The sequence below is a fragment of the Salinivibrio sp. AR640 genome (assembly GCF_001995405.1).
Lineage (GTDB): Bacteria > Pseudomonadota > Gammaproteobacteria > Enterobacterales > Vibrionaceae > Salinivibrio > Salinivibrio costicola.
Genome location: NZ_MUFD01000022.1, coordinates 1 through 22,532 on the forward strand (window position 1 = coordinate 1; position 22,532 = coordinate 22,532).

General features: G+C 50.2%; 18 protein-coding genes and 2 pseudogenes. 15 read left to right on the forward strand and 5 right to left on the reverse strand.

The features are described 5' to 3' along the window. Window positions 1-121 precede the first annotated feature (121 nt). The 10 genes and pseudogenes from tuf to rpoC form a co-directional block, all read left to right on the forward strand. A pseudogene (gene tuf / locus BZG75_RS11265) lies at window positions 122-1,087 on the forward strand (elongation factor Tu); the annotation flags it as partial. Window positions 1,088-1,091: 4 nt separating this feature from the next. After that, window positions 1,092-1,505 (forward strand): annotated as a pseudogene (locus tag BZG75_RS11270) (EF-Tu/IF-2/RF-3 family GTPase); the annotation flags it as partial. Window positions 1,506-1,727: 222 nt separating this feature from the next. After that, window positions 1,728-2,099: a preprotein translocase subunit SecE gene (gene secE / locus BZG75_RS11275; protein WP_025744448.1), complete on the forward strand. Its 372-nt coding sequence runs from the start codon at window positions 1,728-1,730 to the stop codon at window positions 2,097-2,099. An 11-nt stretch (window positions 2,100-2,110) separates the two neighbouring features. Next, window positions 2,111-2,656, forward strand: coding sequence for a transcription termination/antitermination protein NusG (nusG, locus tag BZG75_RS11280; protein WP_025744447.1), 546 nt, complete (start codon window positions 2,111-2,113; stop codon window positions 2,654-2,656). A gap of 122 nt (window positions 2,657-2,778) precedes the next feature. Then, complete coding sequence (gene rplK, locus BZG75_RS11285; protein ID WP_025674743.1) at window positions 2,779-3,207, forward strand: 50S ribosomal protein L11; 429 nt, start codon at window positions 2,779-2,781, stop codon at window positions 3,205-3,207. Window positions 3,208-3,211: 4 nt separating this feature from the next. Then, on the forward strand, window positions 3,212-3,916 hold the full coding sequence (gene rplA / locus BZG75_RS11290) for a 50S ribosomal protein L1 (protein ID WP_025744446.1): 705 nt from the start codon (window positions 3,212-3,214) through the stop codon (window positions 3,914-3,916). 227 nt (window positions 3,917-4,143) lie between these two features. Further along, window positions 4,144-4,632, forward strand: a complete 489-nt coding sequence (rplJ, locus tag BZG75_RS11295; protein WP_025744445.1) for a 50S ribosomal protein L10 — start codon at window positions 4,144-4,146, stop codon at window positions 4,630-4,632. Window positions 4,633-4,689: 57 nt separating this feature from the next. Beyond that, a complete protein-coding gene (gene rplL, locus BZG75_RS11300) occupies window positions 4,690-5,058 on the forward strand; it encodes a 50S ribosomal protein L7/L12 (protein ID WP_025744444.1) in 369 nt (122 codons plus the stop codon). A 231-nt stretch (window positions 5,059-5,289) separates the two neighbouring features. Then, window positions 5,290-9,315 carry a DNA-directed RNA polymerase subunit beta gene (gene rpoB, locus BZG75_RS11305; protein ID WP_077577029.1) on the forward strand — a complete coding sequence of 1,342 codons (4,026 nt, stop codon included), beginning with the start codon at window positions 5,290-5,292 and terminating at the stop codon, window positions 9,313-9,315. A gap of 83 nt (window positions 9,316-9,398) precedes the next feature. Continuing rightward, a complete protein-coding gene (gene rpoC / locus BZG75_RS11310; protein ID WP_077486505.1) occupies window positions 9,399-13,613 on the forward strand; it encodes a DNA-directed RNA polymerase subunit beta' in 4,215 nt (1,404 codons plus the stop codon). Between the two features lie 143 nt (window positions 13,614-13,756). On the opposite strand, the gene BZG75_RS11315 is transcribed toward rpoC, so the two are convergent. After that, window positions 13,757-14,242: an Rsd/AlgQ family anti-sigma factor gene (locus tag BZG75_RS11315; RefSeq protein WP_025744442.1), complete on the reverse strand. Its 486-nt coding sequence runs from the start codon at window positions 14,240-14,242 to the stop codon at window positions 13,757-13,759. Between the two features lie 144 nt (window positions 14,243-14,386). Between BZG75_RS11315 and nudC the strand changes: the two genes are divergently transcribed. Together nudC and hemE are read left to right on the forward strand one after the other, a co-directional pair. Continuing rightward, a complete protein-coding gene (gene nudC / locus BZG75_RS11320; RefSeq protein ID WP_077577031.1) occupies window positions 14,387-15,157 on the forward strand; it encodes an NAD(+) diphosphatase in 771 nt (256 codons plus the stop codon). 235 nt (window positions 15,158-15,392) lie between these two features. Next, entirely contained in the window at window positions 15,393-16,457 is a 1,065-nt protein-coding gene (gene hemE, locus BZG75_RS11325; RefSeq protein ID WP_077577033.1) for a uroporphyrinogen decarboxylase, read from the forward strand. A gap of 30 nt (window positions 16,458-16,487) precedes the next feature. Here the strand turns inward: hemE and BZG75_RS11330 are convergent, their stop codons facing one another. Both BZG75_RS11330 and BZG75_RS11335 read right to left on the reverse strand, forming a co-directional pair. After that, window positions 16,488-17,102, reverse strand: a complete 615-nt coding sequence (locus tag BZG75_RS11330) for a uracil-DNA glycosylase family protein (protein ID WP_077577035.1) — start codon at window positions 17,100-17,102, stop codon at window positions 16,488-16,490. After that, entirely contained in the window at window positions 17,103-18,008 is a 906-nt protein-coding gene (locus tag BZG75_RS11335) for a D-2-hydroxyacid dehydrogenase (protein ID WP_077577037.1), read from the reverse strand. 91 nt (window positions 18,009-18,099) lie between these two features. Here BZG75_RS11335 and BZG75_RS11340 point away from each other — a divergent pair, with 91 nt between their 5' ends. Beyond that, window positions 18,100-18,690, forward strand: coding sequence for a YjaG family protein (locus tag BZG75_RS11340; protein WP_077577039.1), 591 nt, complete (start codon window positions 18,100-18,102; stop codon window positions 18,688-18,690). 58 nt (window positions 18,691-18,748) lie between these two features. Here the strand turns inward: BZG75_RS11340 and BZG75_RS11345 are convergent, their stop codons facing one another. Continuing rightward, complete coding sequence (locus tag BZG75_RS11345; protein WP_021024120.1) at window positions 18,749-19,837, reverse strand: CNNM domain-containing protein; 1,089 nt, start codon at window positions 19,835-19,837, stop codon at window positions 18,749-18,751. 223 nt (window positions 19,838-20,060) lie between these two features. Between BZG75_RS11345 and hupA the strand changes: the two genes are divergently transcribed. Both hupA and BZG75_RS11355 read left to right on the forward strand, forming a co-directional pair. Beyond that, a complete protein-coding gene (gene hupA, locus BZG75_RS11350; protein WP_021024119.1) occupies window positions 20,061-20,333 on the forward strand; it encodes a nucleoid-associated protein HU-alpha in 273 nt (90 codons plus the stop codon). 60 nt (window positions 20,334-20,393) lie between these two features. Then, window positions 20,394-21,068 carry a DUF1481 domain-containing protein gene (locus BZG75_RS11355; RefSeq protein ID WP_077577041.1) on the forward strand — a complete coding sequence of 225 codons (675 nt, stop codon included), beginning with the start codon at window positions 20,394-20,396 and terminating at the stop codon, window positions 21,066-21,068. 147 nt (window positions 21,069-21,215) lie between these two features. Here the strand turns inward: BZG75_RS11355 and purD are convergent, their stop codons facing one another. Next, window positions 21,216-22,511 carry a phosphoribosylamine--glycine ligase gene (gene purD, locus BZG75_RS11360; RefSeq protein ID WP_077577042.1) on the reverse strand — a complete coding sequence of 432 codons (1,296 nt, stop codon included), beginning with the start codon at window positions 22,509-22,511 and terminating at the stop codon, window positions 21,216-21,218. Between the last annotated feature and the right edge of the window lie 21 nt (window positions 22,512-22,532).

A 22,532-nucleotide genomic window follows, 5' to 3' on the forward strand; every position in this document is an offset into this window, starting at 1 on the left:
CTAAGTGCTGAGCGTAGCTAATTATTTTGGTCCTGATGCCGGTGCGATCACCGGCATCAAACACTGACTTCTGAGTTATTAGGCAAAGCCCCTTAACTCACAACTAGGAAGGAAGACGATCGTGTCTAAAGAAAAATTTGAACGTACGAAAACGCACGTTAACGTTGGTACTATCGGCCACGTTGACCATGGTAAAACTACGCTGACTGCAGCTATCTGTACTGTACTTGCAAAAGTATACGGCGGTGCTGCGCGTGATTTCGCGTCAATCGATAATGCGCCAGAAGAGCGTGATCGTGGTATCACCATCGCAACGTCTCACGTTGAGTACGATACGCCAAACCGTCACTACGCACACGTTGACTGCCCAGGACACGCTGACTATGTGAAAAACATGATCACCGGTGCGGCGCAAATGGACGGTGGTATCCTGGTTGTTGCGGCAACTGATGGCCCAATGCCACAGACCCGTGAGCACATCCTACTAGGTCGTCAGGTTGGTATTCCAAACATCATCGTGTTCATGAACAAATGTGACATGGTTGATGACGAAGAGCTGCTTGAGCTGGTTGAAATGGAAGTCCGTGAGCTACTTTCAGAGTATGACTTCCCAGGTGACGACTGCCCAGTAATTCAAGGTTCTGCACTGGGTGCATTGAACGGTGAAGAGCAGTGGGAGCAGAAGATTGTTGAACTTGCTGAAGCCCTGGATTCTTACATCCCAGAGCCAGAGCGTGCGATCGACAAGCCGTTCATCCTRCCAATCGAAGACGTATTCTCAATCCAAGGCCGTGGTACTGTTGTAACTGGTCGTGTTGAGCAAGGCATCATCACCGTGGGTGACGACGTTGAAATCGTAGGCATGAAAGACACCACCAAGACCACTTGTACTGGTGTTGAAATGTTCCGTAAGCTTCTAGACGAAGGCCGTGCGGGTGAGAACGTTGGTGTTCTTCTGCGTGGTACTAAGCGTGACGAAGTTGAGCGTGGTCAAGTACTGGCGAAGCCTGGTTCAATCACTCCGCACACCAAGTTCGAATCAGAAGTATACGTACTAGGTAAAGACGAAGGCGGCCGTCATACGCCGTTNTGGTGTTGAAATGTTCCGTAAGCTTCTAGACGAAGGCCGTGCGGGTGAGAACGTTGGTGTTCTTCTGCGTGGTACTAAGCGTGACGAAGTTGAGCGTGGTCAAGTACTGGCGAAGCCTGGTTCAATCACTCCGCACACCAAGTTCGAATCAGAAGTATACGTACTAGGTAAAGACGAAGGCGGCCGTCATACGCCGTTYTTCAAAGGTTATCGTCCACAGTTCTACTTCCGTACAACTGACGTGACCGGTACTATCGAACTGCCAGAAGGCGTTGAGATGGTTATGCCTGGTGACAACATTAAGATGGTTGTAACGCTTATCGCCCCAATCGCGATGGACGAAGGCCTACGTTTCGCTATCCGTGAAGGTGGCCGTACTGTAGGCGCTGGTGTTGTTGCCAACATCGTTGAATAATGATTTGACGAAACACTAGTAAAAAGGGCATCATTTGATGCCCTTTTTCTGCGTTTGACACTCCTATTGGCGTGATTTTCGCCACTAGTGGTCGGTCAGCGCGGACTTTAGTGATCGTATCACCCTCTAACGAGAGATAAGATCACCACGTGCCTTGCAGAATACTGACCGTATGCTGTTATAGGCACTGCCGTCTATGTAGACTTGTTACAGGTAGAATGTATGAAAGCGAACGCTGAGACCCAATCCGGTTCGATGGACATCCTCAAGTGGGGTGTTGTTTTTGTCCTATTGGCCGCAGCCGTGGTAGGGAATAGCCTGTACAGTGATGTGTCTGTAGTAGTGCGAGCTGCTGCTGTAGTGGTGTTGGTTGCCGCTGCTGGCGGTGTGGCTGCACTCACGATGAAAGGAAAAGCTGCGATCACGTTTGCACGCGAATCGCGTATGGAAGTGCGTAAAGTCATTTGGCCTACGCGCCAAGAGACTTTGCAAACCTCTCTCATCGTTCTGGCTGTTACTGTCGTTATGGCGCTCATCTTGTGGGGCGTTGACGGAATCATGGTCCGTCTAGTCCGCCTAATCACTGGCGTGTGAGGTAAAAGTACATGAGCGAAGCTCCCAAAAAACGTTGGTATGTGGTTCAGGCTTTCTCTGGTTTTGAAAGCCGTGTGGCGCAATCATTGCGCGAACATATCAAGATGCACGAAATGGAAGACTATTTCGGGGAAGTATTGGTGCCAACCGAAGAAGTGGTTGAAATGCGCCAAGGTCAACGTCGTAAAAGCGAACGTAAATTCTTCCCAGGTTATGTGCTCGTCCAAATGGTGATGAACGATGAGTCGTGGCACCTAGTACGTGGTGTGCCACGTGTGATGGGCTTTATCGGCGGCACCTCTGATCGCCCAGCTCCAATTTCTGATAAAGAAGCGGACTCTATCCTCAATCGCCTTGAAAAAGCGAGCGAGTCTCCGGTGCATAAAACTGTATTTGAAGCAGGTGAAGTGGTACGCGTTACTGAAGGCCCATTTGCAGACTTTAACGGCGTGGTTGAACAAGTCGACTACGATAAAAACCGCCTTAAAGTTTCAGTGTCTATCTTCGGCCGTGCAACACCGGTAGAGCTTGAATTTGGCCAGGTAGAAAAAACCTGATCAAAAAAGCACCGCTAACGGTTGGCAAGGGCGCGAAATTTGACTATAATTTCGCGCCCTTTTGTTAAACGGGAAGTCTGTCGCAAGATAGACGTTAGTACCCAAAATTAGGTAATTGAATAATGGCTAAGAAAGTACAAGCTTACATCAAGCTGCAGGTTGCAGCGGGTGCAGCTAACCCATCGCCACCGGTTGGTCCTGCTCTAGGTCAACACGGTGTGAACATCATGGAGTTCTGTAAAGCGTTTAACGCGAAGACTGAATCTATCGAGAAAGGTCTACCAACTCCTGTTGTTATCACTGTATATAGTGACCGTTCTTTCACCTTCGTAACCAAGACCCCACCAGCGGCGATTCTGCTTAAGAAAGCAGCCGGTGTTAAGTCTGGTTCAGGTCGTCCGAACACTGAAAAAGTGGGTACCGTTACTGACGCTCAGATCCAAGAGATCGCAGAAACCAAAGCGGCAGACATGACGGGTGCGGACGTCGAAGCGATGAAACGCTCCATTGCGGGTACTGCCCGTTCAATGGGCCTGAACGTAGAGGGTTAAGACAATGGCTAAAATGACTAAGCGCATGCGCGTAATCCGCGAAAAAGTTGATGTGACCAAAGAGTACGACATCAACGAAGCCGTTGCTCTACTTAAGGAACTGGCGACTGCAAAATTTGTTGAAAGTGTTGATGTTTCTGTCAACCTTGGCATCGATGCACGTAAATCAGACCAAAACGTTCGTGGTGCAACTGTACTGCCGAACGGTACTGGCCGTGATATCCGTGTTGCAGTATTCACCCAAGGTGCGAATGCAGACGCTGCGAAAGAAGCGGGTGCAGATATCGTGGGTATGGAAGATCTTGCTGAGCAAGTGAAGAAAGGCGAAATGAACTTTGACGTTGTCGTCGCTTCACCAGACGCAATGCGCGTTGTTGGCCAGCTAGGTACTATCCTAGGTCCACGCGGCCTGATGCCAAACCCGAAAGTAGGTACTGTAACTCCTAACGTTGCTGAAGCGGTTAAGAACGCGAAAGCAGGTCAGGTTCGTTATCGTAACGATAAGAACGGTATCGTTCATACTACTATCGGTAAAGTAGACTTTGACGCTGACAGCCTAAAAGAGAACCTTGAAGCGCTGTTGGTTGCACTGAAGAAGGCGAAGCCAACTTCAGCAAAAGGTACTTTCATTAAGAAAGTTAGCCTGTCGACCACTATGGGTGCTGGTGTTTCATTAGACCAGAACTCTTTGGACGCAAGCGTTAACTAATTGCGACAAGCGAGCGAGTAGTTTATACTCTCTCGCTTGGCAATTTTATGGCTGAGTTTGCTGCGGCAAACTTCGTCCAAGACCGTAGGTGTTCATAGCGAACTTAATCTCTCCTACGTAGACGGTGCCAGAACATGATAGATTTTCGTCTTTCTTGGATCTGCACCGTAAAAGCTCTCTCTACGCTATGTGGGGAGTGGTGTTAAACAATCCAGGAGCAAATCCAAATGGCTTTAAACCTTCAAGACAAAAAAGCAATTGTTGCTGAAGTCAACGAAGCTGCCAGTGGTGCCCTGTCTGCAGTAGTTGCTGATTCTCGCGGTGTAACCGTGGATGCGATGACTTCTCTACGTAAACAAGCGCGTGAAGCGGGCGTTTTCATGAAAGTTGTTCGTAATACACTGGCTCGCCGTGCAGTTGAAGGCACAGACTACGAGTGTCTGAAAGACACTTTTGTTGGCCCAACTCTGATTGCGTTTTCTAACGAGCACCCAGGTGCTGCTGCGCGTCTTTTTAAAGACTTCGCTAAAGAAAACAACGAGTTTGAGGTTAAATCTGCTGCATTCGAAGGCGTGATCACTGACCCAGAGGTATTGGCGACACTGCCAACGTACGACGAAGCAATTGCACGCCTAATGATGGGCTTGAAAGAAGCTTCTGCCGGCAAGCTGGTTCGTACTATCGCCGCTGTTCGCGACCAAAAAGACGCGGCCTAATTGCCCGCTTAATCTGGTTGCTTAATCCTTTTATTGTTGACTTTAAAGAGAATTGTTATGTCTATCACTAACGAGCAAATCCTAGACGCAATTGCAGACATGTCTGTAATGCAAGTTGTTGAGCTTATCGAAGCTATGGAAGAAAAATTCGGCGTATCAGCTGCAGCAGCAGTTGTTGCTGGTGGTGCTGGCGAAGGCGCTGCTGTTGAAGAGCAAACCGAATTTGACGTTATCCTAACTGAAGCTGGTGCGAACAAAGTATCAGTAATCAAAGCGGTACGTGGCGCAACTGGTCTAGGCCTGAAAGAAGCGAAAGCGCTTGTTGACGGCGCGCCAGCACCTCTGAAAGAAGGTGTTGAGAAAGAAGAAGCTGAAGCGCTTAAAGCTCAGCTAGAAGAAGCTGGTGCTTCTGTTGAAGTTAAGTAATTTATACTTAATTTCCTAGCCTGAAAGGGCATTGGCTGGTGGCTAGAAAGCCACCGGCCTTTTTGCGCTGTAGGGCAGTAGTGAAATTTCCACCCCGTTTTATCACTGCTGACCATGCAAAAAAGATCAAAGCACGCGCTTTGATTTTCCTACACTAAACGGTGGTTGTTTAGTCACTGTCCTTGTTTTATCGGACAGTTTGGGTCACTTATCAGCGAGCTGAGGAACCCTATGGTTTACTCTTATACCGAGAAAAAGCGTATCCGTAAGGATTTTGGTAAGCGTCCTCAAGTTCTGGACGTGCCATACTTGCTGTCGATCCAGCTTGAATCTTTTAAGAACTTTATCGAGCAGGATCCAGAAGGGCAATACGGTCTTGAAGCTGCCTTTCGCTCTGTTTTTCCAATTCAGAGCTACAACGGCAATTCCGAGCTGCAATACGTTAGCTATCGTCTCGGTGAGCCAGTTTTCGATGTCAAAGAATGCCAAATTCGTGGCGTAACCTATTCGGCCCCACTGCGCGTGAAACTGCGCTTGGTGATGTTTGATAAGGAAGCCCCGGCTGGTACCGTAAAAGACATCAAAGAACAAGAAGTCTATATGGGCGAAATTCCGCTCATGACTGAAAATGGTACCTTTGTCATCAATGGTACTGAGAGGGTTATCGTATCCCAGCTGCACCGTAGTCCGGGCGTCTTTTTCGACAGCGATAAGGGTAAAACCCACTCCTCAGGAAAAGTGCTATATAACGCACGCGTGATCCCATACCGTGGTTCATGGTTGGATTTCGAATTTGATCCTAAGGATATCGTATACGTTCGTATCGATCGTCGTCGTAAGCTGCCGGCTTCTATTATTCTGCGTGCGCTGGAATACACAACTGAAGAGATCTTGGATCTATTCTTCGAAAAAGTCGTTTTCGAAGTGAAGGGCAAATCTCTGGTGATGGAGTTGGTGCCTGATCGTCTACGTGGCGAAACGGCAAATTTCGACATTGAAGCCGACGGTAAAGTTTACGTTGAGCAAGGCCGTCGAATTACCGCGCGTCATATCCGTCAGTTGACGAAAGATAACGTTGATCACATCGAAGTGCCGGTGGAGTATATTGCGGGCAAGATTTCTGCACGTGAATATATCAACCAGGAAACTGGCGAAGTGATTGTCTCGGCTAACCAAGAGTTAAGTCTGGAGACACTGGCGCAGTTGTCGCAAGCAGGTCACAAACGTATCGAAACCCTGTTCACTAATGACCTGGATCACGGCCCGTACATGTCAGATACCCTGCGTATCGACAATACAACGGATCGCTTGACGGCGTTAGTTGAAATTTACCGCATGATGCGTCCTGGTGAGCCACCAACGCGTGAAGCGGCAGAGCAACTGTTCGAAAGTCTGTTCTTCTCAGACGATCGCTACGACCTATCATCTGTGGGTCGTATGAAGTTTAACAGCTCTCTGGGTCGTGATGATCTGACTGGCCCAGGCGTTCTGAGCAAAGAAGACATTATCGAGGTGATGCGTAAACTCATCCATATCCGAAATGGTATTGGTGAAGTTGATGACATTGATCACCTGGGTAACCGCCGTATTCGCTCTGTGGGCGAAATGGCAGAAAACCAGTTCCGTGTAGGTCTAGTACGTGTAGAGCGTGCAGTAAAAGAGCGTTTGAGCTTGGGCGATCTCGACAGTGTGATGCCACAAGACTTAATTAACGCTAAGCCTATCTCTGCGGCAGTTAAAGAGTTCTTTGGCTCTTCACAGCTGTCACAGTTTATGGACCAAAATAACCCGTTGTCAGAAGTGACGCACAAACGTCGTATTTCTGCATTGGGTCCAGGCGGTCTGACGCGTGAGCGTGCAGGTTTCGAAGTGCGTGACGTTCATGCCACCCACTACGGTCGTCTGTGTCCGATTGAAACACCGGAAGGACCGAACATCGGTCTGATTAACTCACTGTCTGCCTTTGCACGTTGTAATGGCTACGGCTTCCTAGAAACACCTTACCGTAAAGTTGTTGACGGTAAAGTGACCGATCAAATTGATTATTTGTCAGCGATCGAAGAAGGTCACTACGTGATTGCGCAGGCGAACGCTGCGTTGAACGAAGATGGCTCCTTCACTGATGAACTGATCACCGCGCGTGAAACCGGTGAGTCAGGCTTGCACCCACGTGATCATGTCCAGTACATGGACGTTGCGACCAACCAGGTCGTATCGGTGGCAGCCTCACTGATCCCGTTCCTTGAGCATGATGATGCTAACCGTGCCTTGATGGGCGCGAACATGCAACGTCAGGCAGTGCCGACACTGCGCGCGCAAAAGCCGCTCGTGGGAACAGGTATCGAGCGTAATGTGGCGGTTGACTCGGGTGTGACAGCGGTAGCGAAACGCGGTGGTACCATTCAGTCGGTCGACGCATCACGTATCGTAGTGAAAGTGAATGAAGATGAGCTGGTATCAGGCGAAGCGGGTATCGACATCTACAGCTTGGTGAAATACACACGTTCAAACCAGAACACCTGTATTAACCAGCGTCCAACTGTGATGCCAGGCCATGAAGTCGCCAAAGGTGACGTCTTGGCTGACGGACCATCAACCGATTTGGGTGAGCTAGCACTCGGCCAGAACATGCGCATCGCGTTTATGCCGTGGAACGGTTATAACTTTGAGGATTCCATCCTTATTTCTGAGCGTGTAGCTCAGGAAGATCGTTTAACCACTATTCACATTCAAGAGCTTTCTTGTGTGGCGCGTGATACCAAGCTGGGCAGTGAAGAAATTACCGCGGATATTCCAAACGTGGGTGAAGCGGCACTGTCTAAGCTGGATGAATCTGGGGTTGTATATATCGGGGCCGAAGTCAAAGGCGGCGATATCATGGTCGGTAAAGTGACGCCAAAAGGCGAAACACAACTGACGCCAGAGGAGAAGCTACTACGAGCAATCTTTGGCGAAAAAGCCTCTGACGTAAAAGATTCATCATTGCGTGTTCCTAATGGTGTATCTGGTACGGTTATCGATGTGCAAGTCTTTACTCGCGATGGCGTTGAAAAAGACAAACGTGCACTCGAAATCGAAGAAATGCAGCTGAAAGAAGCCAAAAAAGACCTAACCGAGGAGTTCTCTATCCTTGAAGGTGGTCTGATGGCACGTGTTCGCACACTGCTTTCTCAAGCCGGTTACACTGATAGTCAATTAGCCAACATGGATCGTCAGACCATGTTGACGCAGACACTAGACGACGAAGCCCAGCAAACGCAGCTAGAGCAGCTTGCCGAGCAGTACGACGAAATCAAAGCTGACTTTGACAAGAAATTTGACACCAAACGTCGCAAGATCACCCAAGGTGATGACCTTGCGCCAGGCGTGTTGAAGATCGTTAAAGTGTACCTTGCGGTTAAACGTCGCATCCAGCCAGGTGATAAAATGGCTGGTCGTCACGGTAACAAAGGTGTTATCTCGAAGATCAACCCGATCGAAGATATGCCTTACGACGAATCTGGTGAACCCGTCGACTTAGTGCTGAACCCGTTGGGTGTACCTTCGCGTATGAACATCGGTCAGATCCTAGAAACACACTTGGGTCTGGCAGCGAAAGGGATTGGTGACAAGATCAACCGCATGCTCAAAGAGCAGCAAGAACTGGCGAAATTCCGTGAGTTCTTGCAGAAGGTTTACGATCTCGGTGATACCCGTCAGAAAGTGGACATTAGCCAACTGACTGACGAAGAAGTACGCACCTTAATCGGAAACCTGCGTGATGGTCTGCCGACAGCGTCTCCTGTCTTTGACGGTGCGCCTGAACCAATTGTTAAAGAACTACTGAAATTGGGTGATCTGCCTGAGTCTGGTCAGCTTGACCTGTACGATGGCCGCACTGGTGAGAAGTTTGAGCGTCCGGTAACCGTGGGTTACATGTACATGCTGAAACTGAACCACTTGGTTGACGACAAGATGCACGCCCGTTCAACCGGTTCTTACAGCTTGGTGACGCAGCAACCGTTGGGTGGTAAGGCACAGTTCGGTGGTCAGCGCTTCGGTGAGATGGAAGTTTGGGCTCTGGAAGCATACGGTGCTGCCTATACCCTACAAGAAATGCTCACCGTGAAGTCGGATGACGTTAATGGCCGTACTAAGATGTATAAAAACATCGTAGATGGCGACCATCGTATGGAGCCGGGCATGCCGGAATCTTTCAACGTATTACTGAAAGAAATCCGCTCGTTGGGTATCAACATCGAGCTGGAAGACGAGTAAGCCTCGAGCTACTCTCTCCGGTAAGAATATGAAGGCGCTGCCTGTCAGCGCCTTTATGGGTCAACTCCTCACAGGAGCCGATTGTGAAAGACTTACTTAAGTTTCTGAAAGCACAACATAAGACCGAAGAATTTGACTCGATCAAAATCGGTCTTGCCTCACCGGACATGATTCGTTCATGGTCGTTTGGTGAAGTGAAAAAGCCAGAAACCATCAACTACCGTACCTTTAAGCCTGAACGTGACGGTTTGTTCTGTGCACGTATCTTTGGCCCGGTCAAAGACTATGAGTGTCTTTGTGGTAAGTATAAGCGCCTCAAACACCGCGGCGTCATTTGTGAAAAATGTGGCGTTGAAGTCACTCAGACCAAAGTGCGCCGTGAGCGCATGGGTCACATTGAGCTTGCTTCTCCTGTTGCCCACATTTGGTTCCTGAAGTCGCTGCCATCGCGCATCGGCTTGTTGATGGACATGCCACTGCGTGACATCGAACGTGTGCTTTACTTTGAGTCGTATATTGTTATTGAACCAGGCATGACCAGCCTAGAGCGCGGTCAGATGATGTCTGAAGAACAATATTTAGACGCACTCGAAGAGTGGGGCGACGAATTTGACGCGCGTATGGGCGCAGAAGCAGTCAAAGCACTGCTCGCGAACATGGATCTGTCGGTTGAGACAGAGCAAATGCGTGAACAGCTCGAAGAGACGAACTCTGAGACCAAGCGTAAGAAGATCACCAAGCGTTTGAAGCTGGTTGAGTCCTTCTTACAATCAGGTAACAACCCTGAGTGGATGATTTTGACCGTGCTGCCTGTGTTGCCGCCCGATCTGCGTCCATTGGTCCCGTTGGATGGTGGTCGTTTTGCGACCTCGGATCTCAACGACCTGTACCGCCGTGTGATTAACCGTAACAACCGCTTGAAGCGTCTACTTGATCTTGCTGCGCCAGATATTATCGTGCGTAACGAAAAGCGTATGCTGCAAGAGTCTGTCGATGCCATGCTGGATAACGGCCGTCGTGGTCGCGCCATTACCGGCTCGAACAAGCGTCCGCTGAAATCACTGGCTGACATGATCAAAGGTAAGCAGGGGCGTTTCCGTCAGAACCTGCTGGGTAAACGTGTTGATTACTCTGGCCGTTCGGTGATTACCGTGGGTCCATACTTGCGTCTGCATCAGTGTGGCCTGCCAAAGAAAATGGCACTAGAGCTGTTTAAACCGTTTATCTACGGCAAGCTTGAGACTCGTGGTCTAGCGACCACTATCAAAGCCGCTAAGAAGATGGTTGAGCGCGAAGAAGCGGTCGTATGGGATATCTTGGATGATGTCATCCGTGAACACCCAGTGATGCTTAACCGTGCACCAACACTTCACCGTTTGGGTATCCAAGCGTTTGAACCTGTGCTTATCGAAGGTAAAGCGATCCAGCTGCACCCGTTGGTGTGTGCGGCGTATAACGCTGACTTCGATGGTGACCAAATGGCTGTTCACGTGCCGCTAACGCTGGAAGCTCAGCTGGAAGCGCGTGCGTTGATGATGTCAACCAACAACATTCTGTCGCCAGCGTCTGGTGACCCTATCATCGTTCCGTCGCAGGACGTGGTATTGGGTCTCTATTATATGACCCGTGAAAAGGTCAACGGCAAAGGCGAAGGCATGTACCTGGCTGGTCCAGGTGAAGCAGAAAAAGTATACCGTACCGGTCATGCTGAACTGCACAGCCGTGTAAAAGTACGTATCAAGCAAATCGACATCGATGAGATGGGTACACGCACGGAAAAAGTGTCATTGGTGGATACCACCGTGGGCCGTGCCATGCTATGGACCATTGTTCCTGACGGCTTGCCGTATGACTTGGTGAACCAGCCATTAGGTAAAAAGCAAATTTCTAACTTGCTAAACACCTGCTACCGCAAGCTGGGTCTGAAAGATACTGTTATCTTCGCTGACCAAATCATGTACACAGGTTTTGCGTATTCAGCGCTGTCGGGCACGTCTGTCGGTATCGACGACATGGTGATCCCACAAGCGAAGTACGACTTGATCGAAGCTGCTGAAGCTGAAGTCGCGGAAATTCAAGAGCAGTTCCAGTCAGGCCTAGTGACGGCCGGCGAGCGCTATAACAAAGTGATCGATATCTGGGCGGCTGCGAACGAACAAGTTGCCAAAGCGATGATGGATAACCTGTCTACCGAGACAGTGATTAACCGTGATGGCGAAGAAGAAACTCAAACATCGTTTAACAGCGTCTACATGATGGCTGACTCAGGTGCACGTGGTTCTGCCGCACAGATCCGTCAGCTAGCGGGTATGCGTGGTCTGATGGCGAAGCCGGATGGCTCCATCATCGAAACGCCAATCACCGCGAACTTCCGTGAAGGTCTGAACGTACTTCAGTACTTTATTTCAACGCACGGTGCCCGTAAGGGTCTGGCGGATACGGCACTGAAGACCGCGAACTCAGGTTATCTGACGCGTCGTCTGGTCGATGTCGCGCAAGACGTGGTAGTGACCGAAACCGATTGTGGTACCCAAGGCGGTATCCACATGATGGCGGTTATCGAAGGTGGTGACGTTAAAGAAGCCCTGCGTGAGCGTGTTCTAGGCCGTGTTGTGGCAGAAGATGTGCTCAAGCCTGGCTCGGAAGAAGTCCTGGCACCACGCAACACGCTGTTGGACGAAAAATGGTGTGACATTCTTGAGCATCATTCCGTCGATAAAGTGAAAGTGCGTTCTGTTGTAACCTGTGAAACCGACTTTGGTTGTTGTGCCAACTGTTATGGTCGCGACCTGGCTCGTGGTCACCTGGTTAATCACGGTGAGTCTGTCGGTGTTATTGCAGCACAGTCTATCGGTGAGCCTGGTACACAGCTGACCATGCGTACGTTCCACATCGGTGGTGCAGCATCGCGTGCAGCGGCAGAAAACAACATCCAGGTGAAGAACAAAGGTTCTATGCACCTGCACAATGCCAAATCTGTTACCAACAGCGACGGTAAGCTCGTGATTACCTCGCGTGCGACAGAAATGACCATTGTTGATGAGTTTGGCCGTACCAAAGAAAGCTACAAAGTGCCTTATGGTGCAATCCTTGGCAAGCAAGACGGCGAAGCCGTGGCAGCTGGTGACGTAGTCGCTAACTGGGACCCACACACCATGCCAATCATCACTGAGGTAGAAGGTAGCCTTCGCTTCGTGGATATGATTGATGGCGCGACCATGCAACGTCAAACTGACGAGCTAACGGGTCTATCTTCTATCGTGGTCATGGATGCCTCAGAGCGTCCAACATCCGGTAAAGACAAGCGTCCTGCGGTGAAGCTGGTGGATGCGCAAGGTAATGATGTGATGGTACCGGGTACTGATATGCCGGTTCAATACTTCTTGCCAGGTAAAGCCATCGTGCAACTGGATGACGGTGCGAGTGTTGGCATTGGTGACACCCTAGCGCGTATCCCGCAAGAAAGCGGCGGTACCAAGGATATCACCGGTGGTTTGCCTCGCGTTGCTGACCTGTTTGAAGCGCGTAAGCCGAAAGAGCCAGCGATTCTGGCAGAGATCACCGGTACGGTGTCCTTTGGTAAAGAAACCAAAGGCAAGCGTCGTCTGGTTATCACACCAGAAGAAGGTAAAGCGTACGAAGAGATGATTCCAAAGTGGCGTCAGCTCAACGTCTTCGAAGGTGAAAAAGTCGAGAAAGGTGATGTGATCGCAGATGGTCCAGAATCACCACACGACATCCTACGTCTGCGTGGTATCCATGCGGTGGCGGAATACATCACCAACGAAGTACAAGACGTTTACCGTCTGCAAGGCGTTAAGATCAACGATAAGCACATTGAGACGATTGTTCGTCAGATGCTGCGTAAGGTGACGATTAAGTCTGCAGGTGATACTGAGTTCTTGGAAGGCGAGCAGGTTGAATACTCTCGTGTCATGATTGCTAACCGTGATCTTGAAATCGAAGGTAAGCAGCCAGCTACATTTGGCCGTGATCTCTTGGGTATTACCAAAGCATCGTTGGCGACTGAGTCCTTTATCTCAGCGGCTTCGTTCCAAGAAACCACGCGTGTGCTGACAGAAGCCGCGGTGGCAGGTAAGCGTGATGACTTGCGCGGTCTGAAAGAAAACGTGATCGTGGGTCGTCTGATCCCAGCCGGTACTGGCTTCGCGTATCACAAAGACCGTCAAGCTAAGCGTGCAGAGCCAGAGCAGCCAGTCGCTCCTCAGGTCGATGCAGAGCAAGCATCACAAGACCTAGCGGCGTTGCTTAATGCGGGCTTGAACGACGACAGCTAAGCGAGTGAAATAATTAGCGCGATAAGCTAAGTCGAATAAAAAGGCATCTCTTCGGAGATGCCTTTTGTTTTTGTGTTCATTCAGCGCACAAAAAACGCCGCATCTCAAGAGGCGGCGTTTCTATTGATATTAGGTGATGCGTTTTAGGCGCCCGGCGGGTGAGCCAGACTGTCAGCAATCAATCGAATTAAAGTATCTTCCAACTCAAAACGTTGCTCAAGCCACTCACCAATTGCAGACATATCTTGGTCAAAATCGGTGGCGTCATAATCTTCGTCGTCCAAGTCTACCGCACTGAATTTATCATTAAAGTCTAACAGAGGGTCTGTCGTATCAACGATGCGATAATAAAGGTTATCGGTCTCTTTCGTCGCCGCGAACCCTGTTGACTGCCAACGCTCCATGACCATGTTGTAGATCTTGAAGTGGCCGGTCGAAATATAGTCGACAAGATGATCACAAAAATTATCGAGTTCTGCTTTCGTTGGCAGCGATTGTTTTTTTTTGGCGGCCACGCCGGCCACATTGTAATACTCCACCAATAATTGGCGGCGTAACTCAAGCCAGTAATCAATAACCTCGTCGTAACCGCTCCATTGGGCTTTGGTACGTTCAAGTTTTCTCAGCATGATCGGTGTCCTCGTGATCGATCAGCGAATGAATGGCACTATATAAGGCCGGCTGAAAATTAACGGGCTGCTCAATCCTTTGCATCACGTTATGAAACTAGATTGCCAGTATTCAAGTGTAGCTGCAAGGCTAAGGAGGTGACCATGTCTCAGAATCAAAAAGCCGTCTATGTATGTGTAGTTAGCAAGAGCAAACTTTGGCTGCCAGGTGGTCAATTGCCATGTATGCCCTTGTCGCAGCTGCCGTTTGCTGGTGGTGATACAGTGACTGTCGGTGACTATCAGCAGACACCGGTGGTGGGGATATTTAATTGTAACGCCATGCTTCCCGATGACGAGATGGCAGGCTTTCGGGACTTACTCCCCTATCTGTCAGCGGACTTATTTGCCTTAGTCGGGCGGGTCGTCCAGCTCGATCATATGCGCCATCAGCAAGCATTTTGTGGTCGCTGTGGTCAGCGTACGGAATTTAACGTGCAGGCGATAGCGATGTGGTGCTCAAGCTGCCAGCGTCATGATTATCCACGCGTATCGCCGTGTGTGATTGTTGCCGTGCGCGATGGTAAACGTTTGTTGCTTGCTCAGCACCCTCGTCATAAAACGGGCATGTATACCGTGATTGCGGGGTTTGTTGAGCCTGGCGAAACGCTCGAGCAATGTGTGGCGCGTGAGGTGAAAGAAGAAACGGGCCTATCGATAACCAATATTCGTTACATGGAAAGTCAGCCTTGGGCGTTTCCTTCTAATGTGATGATGGGGTTTCTCGCCGATTATGCCGGAGGGGATCTAAACCCCGACTATGAGGAGCTCACCGATGCACAATGGTTTGATATGGACCAGTTACCGTTAGTCGCACCAACAGGAACGATTGCTCGACGCTTGATTGAGGCCAGCTGCACCTTGACGCAGGCATAAAAAAACCCGGCCGTAGGGGAGCCGGGGTAAGATGCGAACATGTTGTCTTTTGTAGACCTATGTCTTTTGTAGATCTATTGTCGTTATAGAATGGTTTTACCATGCGGTTAAATCACCAGCAATCGTTCGTGGTCCTTGGGTGGCCGTTTTATGATCCTGTTAACAAAGCTTCGCTTTTGTTGCCATTTTACAGTGATACAATGGCGGCCACTTTTCGCACACAGGTTTAAACACAATGACCGAATTGAAAAACGATCGTTATTTACGCGCCCTTTATAAGCAACCGGTAGATTGCACGCCCGTGTGGATGATGCGCCAAGCGGGTCGCTACCTTCCTGAATATCGAGAATTACGTGCGCAGGCGGGTGACTTTTTGTCGTTGTGTAAAAATGCGGAATTGGCCTGTGAAGTGACCATGCAGCCGTTGCGTCGCTTTGATTTGGATGCCGCTATCTTATTTTCAGATATTCTCACTATTCCTGATGCAATGGGATTAGGGTTGTACTTTGAAACGGGGGAAGGCCCCAAGTTTTCTCGTCCCATCACCTGTAAAGCGGATGTCGATAAAATCGGTATGCCTGACCCTGAGGGGGAATTGCAATACGTGATGAATGCGGTGCGTACTATCCGCAAAGAATTGGCGGGTGAAGTTCCCTTGATTGGCTTCTCTGGCAGTCCATGGACACTGGCAACTTACATGGTAGAAGGTGGCACCTCGAAAGCCTTTACCAAGATCAAAAAGATGATGTATGCCGAGCCGCAGACGTTACACGCCTTACTCGACAAGCTCGCCGACAGTGTGATTAGTTATCTAAACGCGCAGATTAAGGCGGGTGCGCAGTCTGTCATGGTCTTTGATACCTGGGGTGGCGTGCTCACGCCGCGCGATTATAATGACTTCTCTTTGCAGTATATGCAGAAAATTGTCGACGGTCTGATCCGAGAGCATGACGGGTGCCGCGTGCCAGTGACCTTGTTTACTAAAAATGCGGGTATGTGGTTGGAACGCATTGCCGCGACCGGGTGTGATGGTGTTGGGCTTGATTGGACCATTAATATGGCTGATGCCAAAGCACGGATTGGCGACAATGTTGCTCTACAAGGTAATATGGATCCGTCGATGTTATATGCCAGCCCCGAGCGCATTCGCCAAGAAGTCTCGACGATTTTGGAAGGTTTCGGTGAAGGGACTGGCCATGTGTTTAACCTCGGCCATGGCATTCACTTGGATGTCCCACCTGAGAATGCAGGCGTCTTTATTGATGCGGTACATGAATTATCTAAGCCTTATCATCGCTAACGATCACGCTCGCCAATCGGCGAGCGTTTTTTATTTTAGGCGACCCTTACAACGGGGAGCGTCTCGTAAAGCCTGCTGAACTCGGTGTCGCATTGCGGGCACTACCTGCTCTTCAAACCACGGATTGCGGCGTAGCCAACGTGTGTTTCTGGGAGAAGGATGAGGCAGCGAAAAGGCATGAGGCGCCCACTGTTGCCATTGCTTGACGGTCTCGGTCAGTGTCTTAGGCTTGTTGGCTAAGTAGTACTGCTGAGCATATTGACCAATCAGCAAGGTCACCGCAACGTTAGGGAGATGTGCTTTGATTGCCTGGTGCCACACGGGGGCGCAGATACGCGCCGGCGGCAGATCGCCCGATTTACCTTTGCCGGGATAACAAAAGCCCATGGGCATGATGGCAAATAAATCTGGCTGGTAAAACTGCTCACGTGTGACCCCCAGCCATTCACGCAGGCGATCGCCACTAGGGTCGTTAAACGGCAGACCACTTTCATGCACCCGTCGCCCTGGCGCTTGACCGATAATCAGCACTCTAGAATCTGTACTCGCTTGGATAATTGGGTGGGGGCCGTTCGCCAGCCAGTGTTGGCATAGGTGGCACTCACGAGCGGTTACTAAGGCGGTCTCTAAATCGGAGAAAACCATTTAATACCCTTTGTTAAAATCGACCTGATGAGCCAGCGGCTTACCGGCATGCCAACGGCGATAATTGTCTGCAAAAAGGTCAAAAACTTGTTCGGGAAAACTAACGGCAGCAATATGTGGGGTAATGTGAACACGAGGATGCACCCAAAAAGGATGCGCTTGAGGTAGCGGCTCTTGTTGCATCACGTCCAATACGGCCAAGCGCAGCTTTTTCTCGTCCAGGGCCTTAATGAGCGCAGGTTCATCGACCGTTGCGCCGCGACCGACATTAATAAACAAGAGGTCTTGTGCGTATTGCCAAAAATCAGTATTCACGCATTGGGCCGTCTCCGTTGTTGCGGGCAGTGTACTGACTAACACATCGACCTCGCCTAGCCGCTGACGCAGCGCAGTCAGCGTCATGGTGTGCTCAAACCCCTCGACAGCACGCCCATCTTGGTTGGTGCCCAGCACGTGCATCCCAAACGCATGAGCCACGGTGGCAATATGCTGACCAATGGCGCCCGTCCCCAGAATAGCCAGTGTTTTTCCACGTAACGACGTGTAGTCGTGCGGTTGCCAAAGACGTTGCGCTTGCTGGTCTGCATATTGAGTAATATGTCGTGTTTCGTTGAGCAAATAGCCGAAGACGTATTCGGCCATTAAGTCACCAAAAATGCCTCTCACATTGGTTAATTGATAGTGTCGATAAGGTGCGTTGATCAGGGCGTCGATACCGGCGAATGTTGATTGTAACCAGCGGAGCTGATCGCCATAGCATAATTGAGGCGCCGCCAGTGGCGGATCGGCGAGCCAGATAGTGGCTTGTTCGGGGCGATCCACGACGGTGAGTTCAGGTAGTGTGGCGTTATGCAGTAACCGATGATAGGTCTCGGCATGCTCGCTGATAACGTAAACTTTATCCACAAAGGCTCCTTTTTATGCTGGGGGGAATCGAGTACACTGCCCTCATTGACCGAGGACGTTTGTCCTTCCCGCTATTAAAGATCAATTAGCTATGTTACGAAACCCTTTACAACTGCGTTTAGAAAAATGTGAGAATTGGCAACATATTAGTTTTATGGCTGCGCTGGTGGAGCGTATGGTGCCAAACTACGCGCTTTTCTGTGCGCAAACAGAATTTGCCGACCCGCAAGCGTTTCGCAATATTCTCGATGCGGTGTGGGAATCGCAAACGGTCAAAACGGCTAAAATTGACTTTGAGCGCCAATTAGAAAAGCTCGAGCCATTGATCCCTGTGGCTGATGACGATGCCATCTATCTGACGTATCCGGCGATTGATGCCTGTATTGCCTTGTCTCAGCTTCTTCACGCTTTGTTAGATCGTGATGAAATCTTGCCCATTACATTAAAAGTTTCTCAGCAGTCGGTCCTCAGTGTTGCCCAGCTTGAAGAAGCACAAACCGGTGAAATGGTAACCGATGACAATCAAAAGGCGTTTGAGGCGGTTTGTGAGGAGTGGGATGCCCAGTGGGCAATCTTCCGTGTGCTGAAAAGTGCCGAAAGTCGTGATGTGGAGATGCTCAAAGGCATCCGGCAAGAGCTTCGAGAAGCGGGCGTGAGTAATCTAGGGTTGCGCGCTGAGTAAGCGTAAATTGCCAAAACGTTAGTAAGAACAGAAAGGCGGCCTAGGCCGCCTTTTCGAGTTATGACTCATCGGTATGTCGTTGTACCGGTGGCTCGTCATCGTCTTGGCTTTCAATCATATTATGCTGCTTCTTCCAGGCGTCCCAGCGCTGATAAGCCAGTTGCTGCATGTCCGTCACGGTGTCCGCCTCATCAATGATTTCTCTTCCGGTGAGATACTCAAAAATGTCTTCGAGCGTGATAATCCCTTGTACCGTGCCGTATTCGTCGACAATCATCGCCAATTGAGCGCGGCGAATCATTAAAATATCAAATGCTTGTAAGACCGTATTACCGGGTAAGATTACCGCGAGTGGGCGCATCAAGTTGCCTAACCGTGTTTGTCCTGCCCCTTCGGTTTTGACTTCATAGATATTGGATTTGTGGACAAACCCCAAAATATCGTCACGCTGCTCACCGTAGACAAGAGGACGTGAGAAGGGGCAATCGCCATGTTCCTTGAGAAAGGTGTTAACATCCATATCGGCGGGAACACGAAATAATACGGGACGTGGCGTCATAAGCTGAGTGGCAGGAAGATCGCGTAATTTAAGCATGTTATTGAGCATTTGCGTTTCATCTTCGCCCATTTCGCCACTTTCAGATGCCAGCATTGCCATCGCTGAAATTTCGTCACGCAGTTTGACATGCGTGGTATCTGCGCTCAGCCGCTTGGTGATTTGTTCGGACAGCCAAACAAACGGCGTTAATGCCCAGACCATCCACTTTAGAATGACGGCGGCACTGGGTGCCAGTTGAGGCCAGAAATTGGCGCCAATGGTTTTAGGAATGATTTCTGATAAAAGAAGAATCGCCAGTGTAAGAACGGCGGAGAATACCCCGACCCAAGCATCACCAAACACATGGGCAGCTTGCGCGCCTGCACCGGCGGCTCCAACGGTATGCGCAATGGTATTCAGTGTCAGAATGGATGCGAGTGGCCGATCAATATCTTTTTTAAGCGCGTTGAGCCGCTCTGCGGCTGGGTGACCTTGGTTTCTTAGATTGGCAATATAGCTCGGTGTGATGCTCAGCAAAATCGCTTCCAGTACTGAGCAGATGAAAGACACACCAATTGAAAGCGAGATAAAAAGGATCAGAATGAGCATAAATTTCCGAAGTTAAAAGTCAGTCAACACTCTAAAGATCAGGCCATTGGCGGGCGTTTACAACCTTTCAACTGAGAAAAAACGCAACAAATTGTGAGTTCGCGCTCAGTTTGTGGTTAAAGAGCCTCCATACAGCCACACAGAGCGCCACAAACCTTTGCCAGCCGGGCTTCTTTTGAATTAGAGTGACTTCGTCTCTAAAAAACCTAGAAGGGAAGACATAATGAACAAGACCCAACTGATCGACCTGATCGCAGAAAAAGCAGAACTTTCAAAAGCACAAGCGAAAACCGCTTTGGAAGCGACTTTAGGCGGTATTGAAGGCGCTTTGAAAGAAGGCGAGCAGGTACAACTGATTGGCTTCGGTACGTTTAAATTGAACCACCGTGCAGCACGCACAGGTCGCAACCCACAAACGGGTCAAGAAATTCAAATTGCGGCAGCAAACGTACCTGCGTTTGTCGCGGGTAAAGCGTTAAAAGACGCGGTTAAATAAGCGTTACTGCTCATGTCGCCATAGCCTTCTCGCTATGGCGTTTTTGTATGTGGACTCGTGATGCGTTCTAAATTTTGGATAGTCGCGTTGATGGTCATCCTGGTTGGATGCTCAAGTGGGCAGCCTTCCAAGCCGGTCACGCATATGACCGCCGCTTCCGCCGGCGATTATCGCGCTGTTTACTGGTTGGATAGTCAGCAAGGGCAGGTGATTGGTTTAGCCGAGCAAGTGTGGCAGGGCGATTATGGTCGTTATCGTAGCGAGTATGTCTGGCGAGACGGCAGCTTGCGTGCAATCAAACGAGAGGGCACACAGCTGGCGGGCGCCGCATTAGCTCCCTTCTCTATCTATGTTCGATTTGATGCCAGTGGTGAGCCTGTCTTTCAGCGCTATCAGCAAGATGAAACCTTACTCCCCTTGAGTAGCGCGACACTGACCCGCCTTTATCAAGAAGCCAATCAAGTACAGCAGCAAGCAAAAACGCAGTTGTCACGTGATGTATCAGTGTGGCAAGCGCAGCGTCAGGGCGACCGTTGGGTCGATTGTCGTGGCGATACCCAGCGTTGGACATTTTCTGACACGATTGATCCCAGCGTGGTTTCACAGATAAGTCAACCCGGCACCTTTTTGGTAGCAGGTGGCGATTCAGGTATCTTACGCGATAACATCGACTTTCTTGTGTATGTCGATAATAACAAAGCCTGTTTGCAGCGCCCTCGCTTACTTGACGAATAAAAGCTCGATGAATAGACGCTCGATGAACAAAACCCTATCGAAGCAAAAAAGCTCGTCGACACGTAAAAACCGCGGATATAAAAAATGCGCCTTGGTGGCGCATTTATCGGGTCTGGCTTGCTGGATGCGGCATGCCGCGATGTAACATTAAGTCGATAAATCGGCCTTTTCGCGAGATACCGCGCGGTGGGCGATGTCACTGCGATAAAAGCAGCCTGGCCAGTAAATCATAGCGGCAAGCGCGTCAGCGCCTTGTTTGGCGGCTGTTACCGTCTCTCCCAGTGCCGTTGCACAGAGTACACGCCCGCCAGATGTGACAATGTCGCCGTTGTTGAGCGCAGTACCGGCATGAAACACTTTGGCAGTATCGCTATCGGTTGGCAGCCCAGTAATACGATCGCCCTTACGATAGTCTCCTGGATAGCCACCTGCGGCTAAAACCACCCCGACGGCTGCACGTGGATCCCACTGAGAATCGACTTTATTGAGGCGTCCTTGCGTGCCAGCCAGGCAAAGCTCCACCAAATCAGATTGCAAACGCATCATAATCGGTTGAGTTTCCGGATCGCCAAAGCGACAGTTAAACTCAATGACTTTTGGCGTCCCATCGGCGGCGATCATCAATCCTGCGTATAAAAAGCCGGTATAGGGCGCACCATCCGCATACATCCCTTTGACGGTGGGCATAATCACCTCGTCCATCACGCGTTGGTGAATGGCGTCGGTGACCACAGGGGCGGGCGAGTATGCACCCATACCGCCGGTGTTGAGGCCGGTATCGCCTTCACCTGCGCGTTTATGGTCTTGGCTGGTGGCCATTGGCAACACATACTCACCATCAACCATGACGATAAAGCTTGCTTCTTCGCCTTGCAGAAATTCCTCGATAACCACGCGGTGGCCCGCTTCACCAAAGGCATTGCCCGAGAGCATATCGCGTACGGCCTCAGTCGCTTCTTGCTCGGTCATTGCCACAATGACCCCTTTGCCAGCGGCAAGGCCGTCGGCTTTGACCACAATGGGCGCGCCTTTTTCCGCGATGTAGGCCAGTGCAGGCTCCACCTTGGCAAAGGTTTGGTAGTCAGCGGTAGGAATGCCATGGCGCGCTAAAAAGTCTTTACTGAAGGCTTTAGACCCCTCAAGTTGCGCGGCTGCTTGGGTAGGACCAAAGATGGCCAAGCCGTGCTCACGGAAGGCATCGACCACGCCCAACACCAAGGGCGCTTCAGGACCGACGATGGTTAAATCAATCTGTTGCTCGCGGGCAAAGGCCAGCAACCCTTCAACGTCATCAGCTACGATCGCAATGTTACTCAACTTGTTTTCATGCGCGGTACCGGCGTTTCCCGGCGCGCAATATACGATCTCAACGTTGGATGATTGCGCGGCTTTCCACGCTAGCGCATGCTCGCGGCCACCGCCACCAATTACTAATACCTTCATGTGTTCTCCTTCATCGCCCAC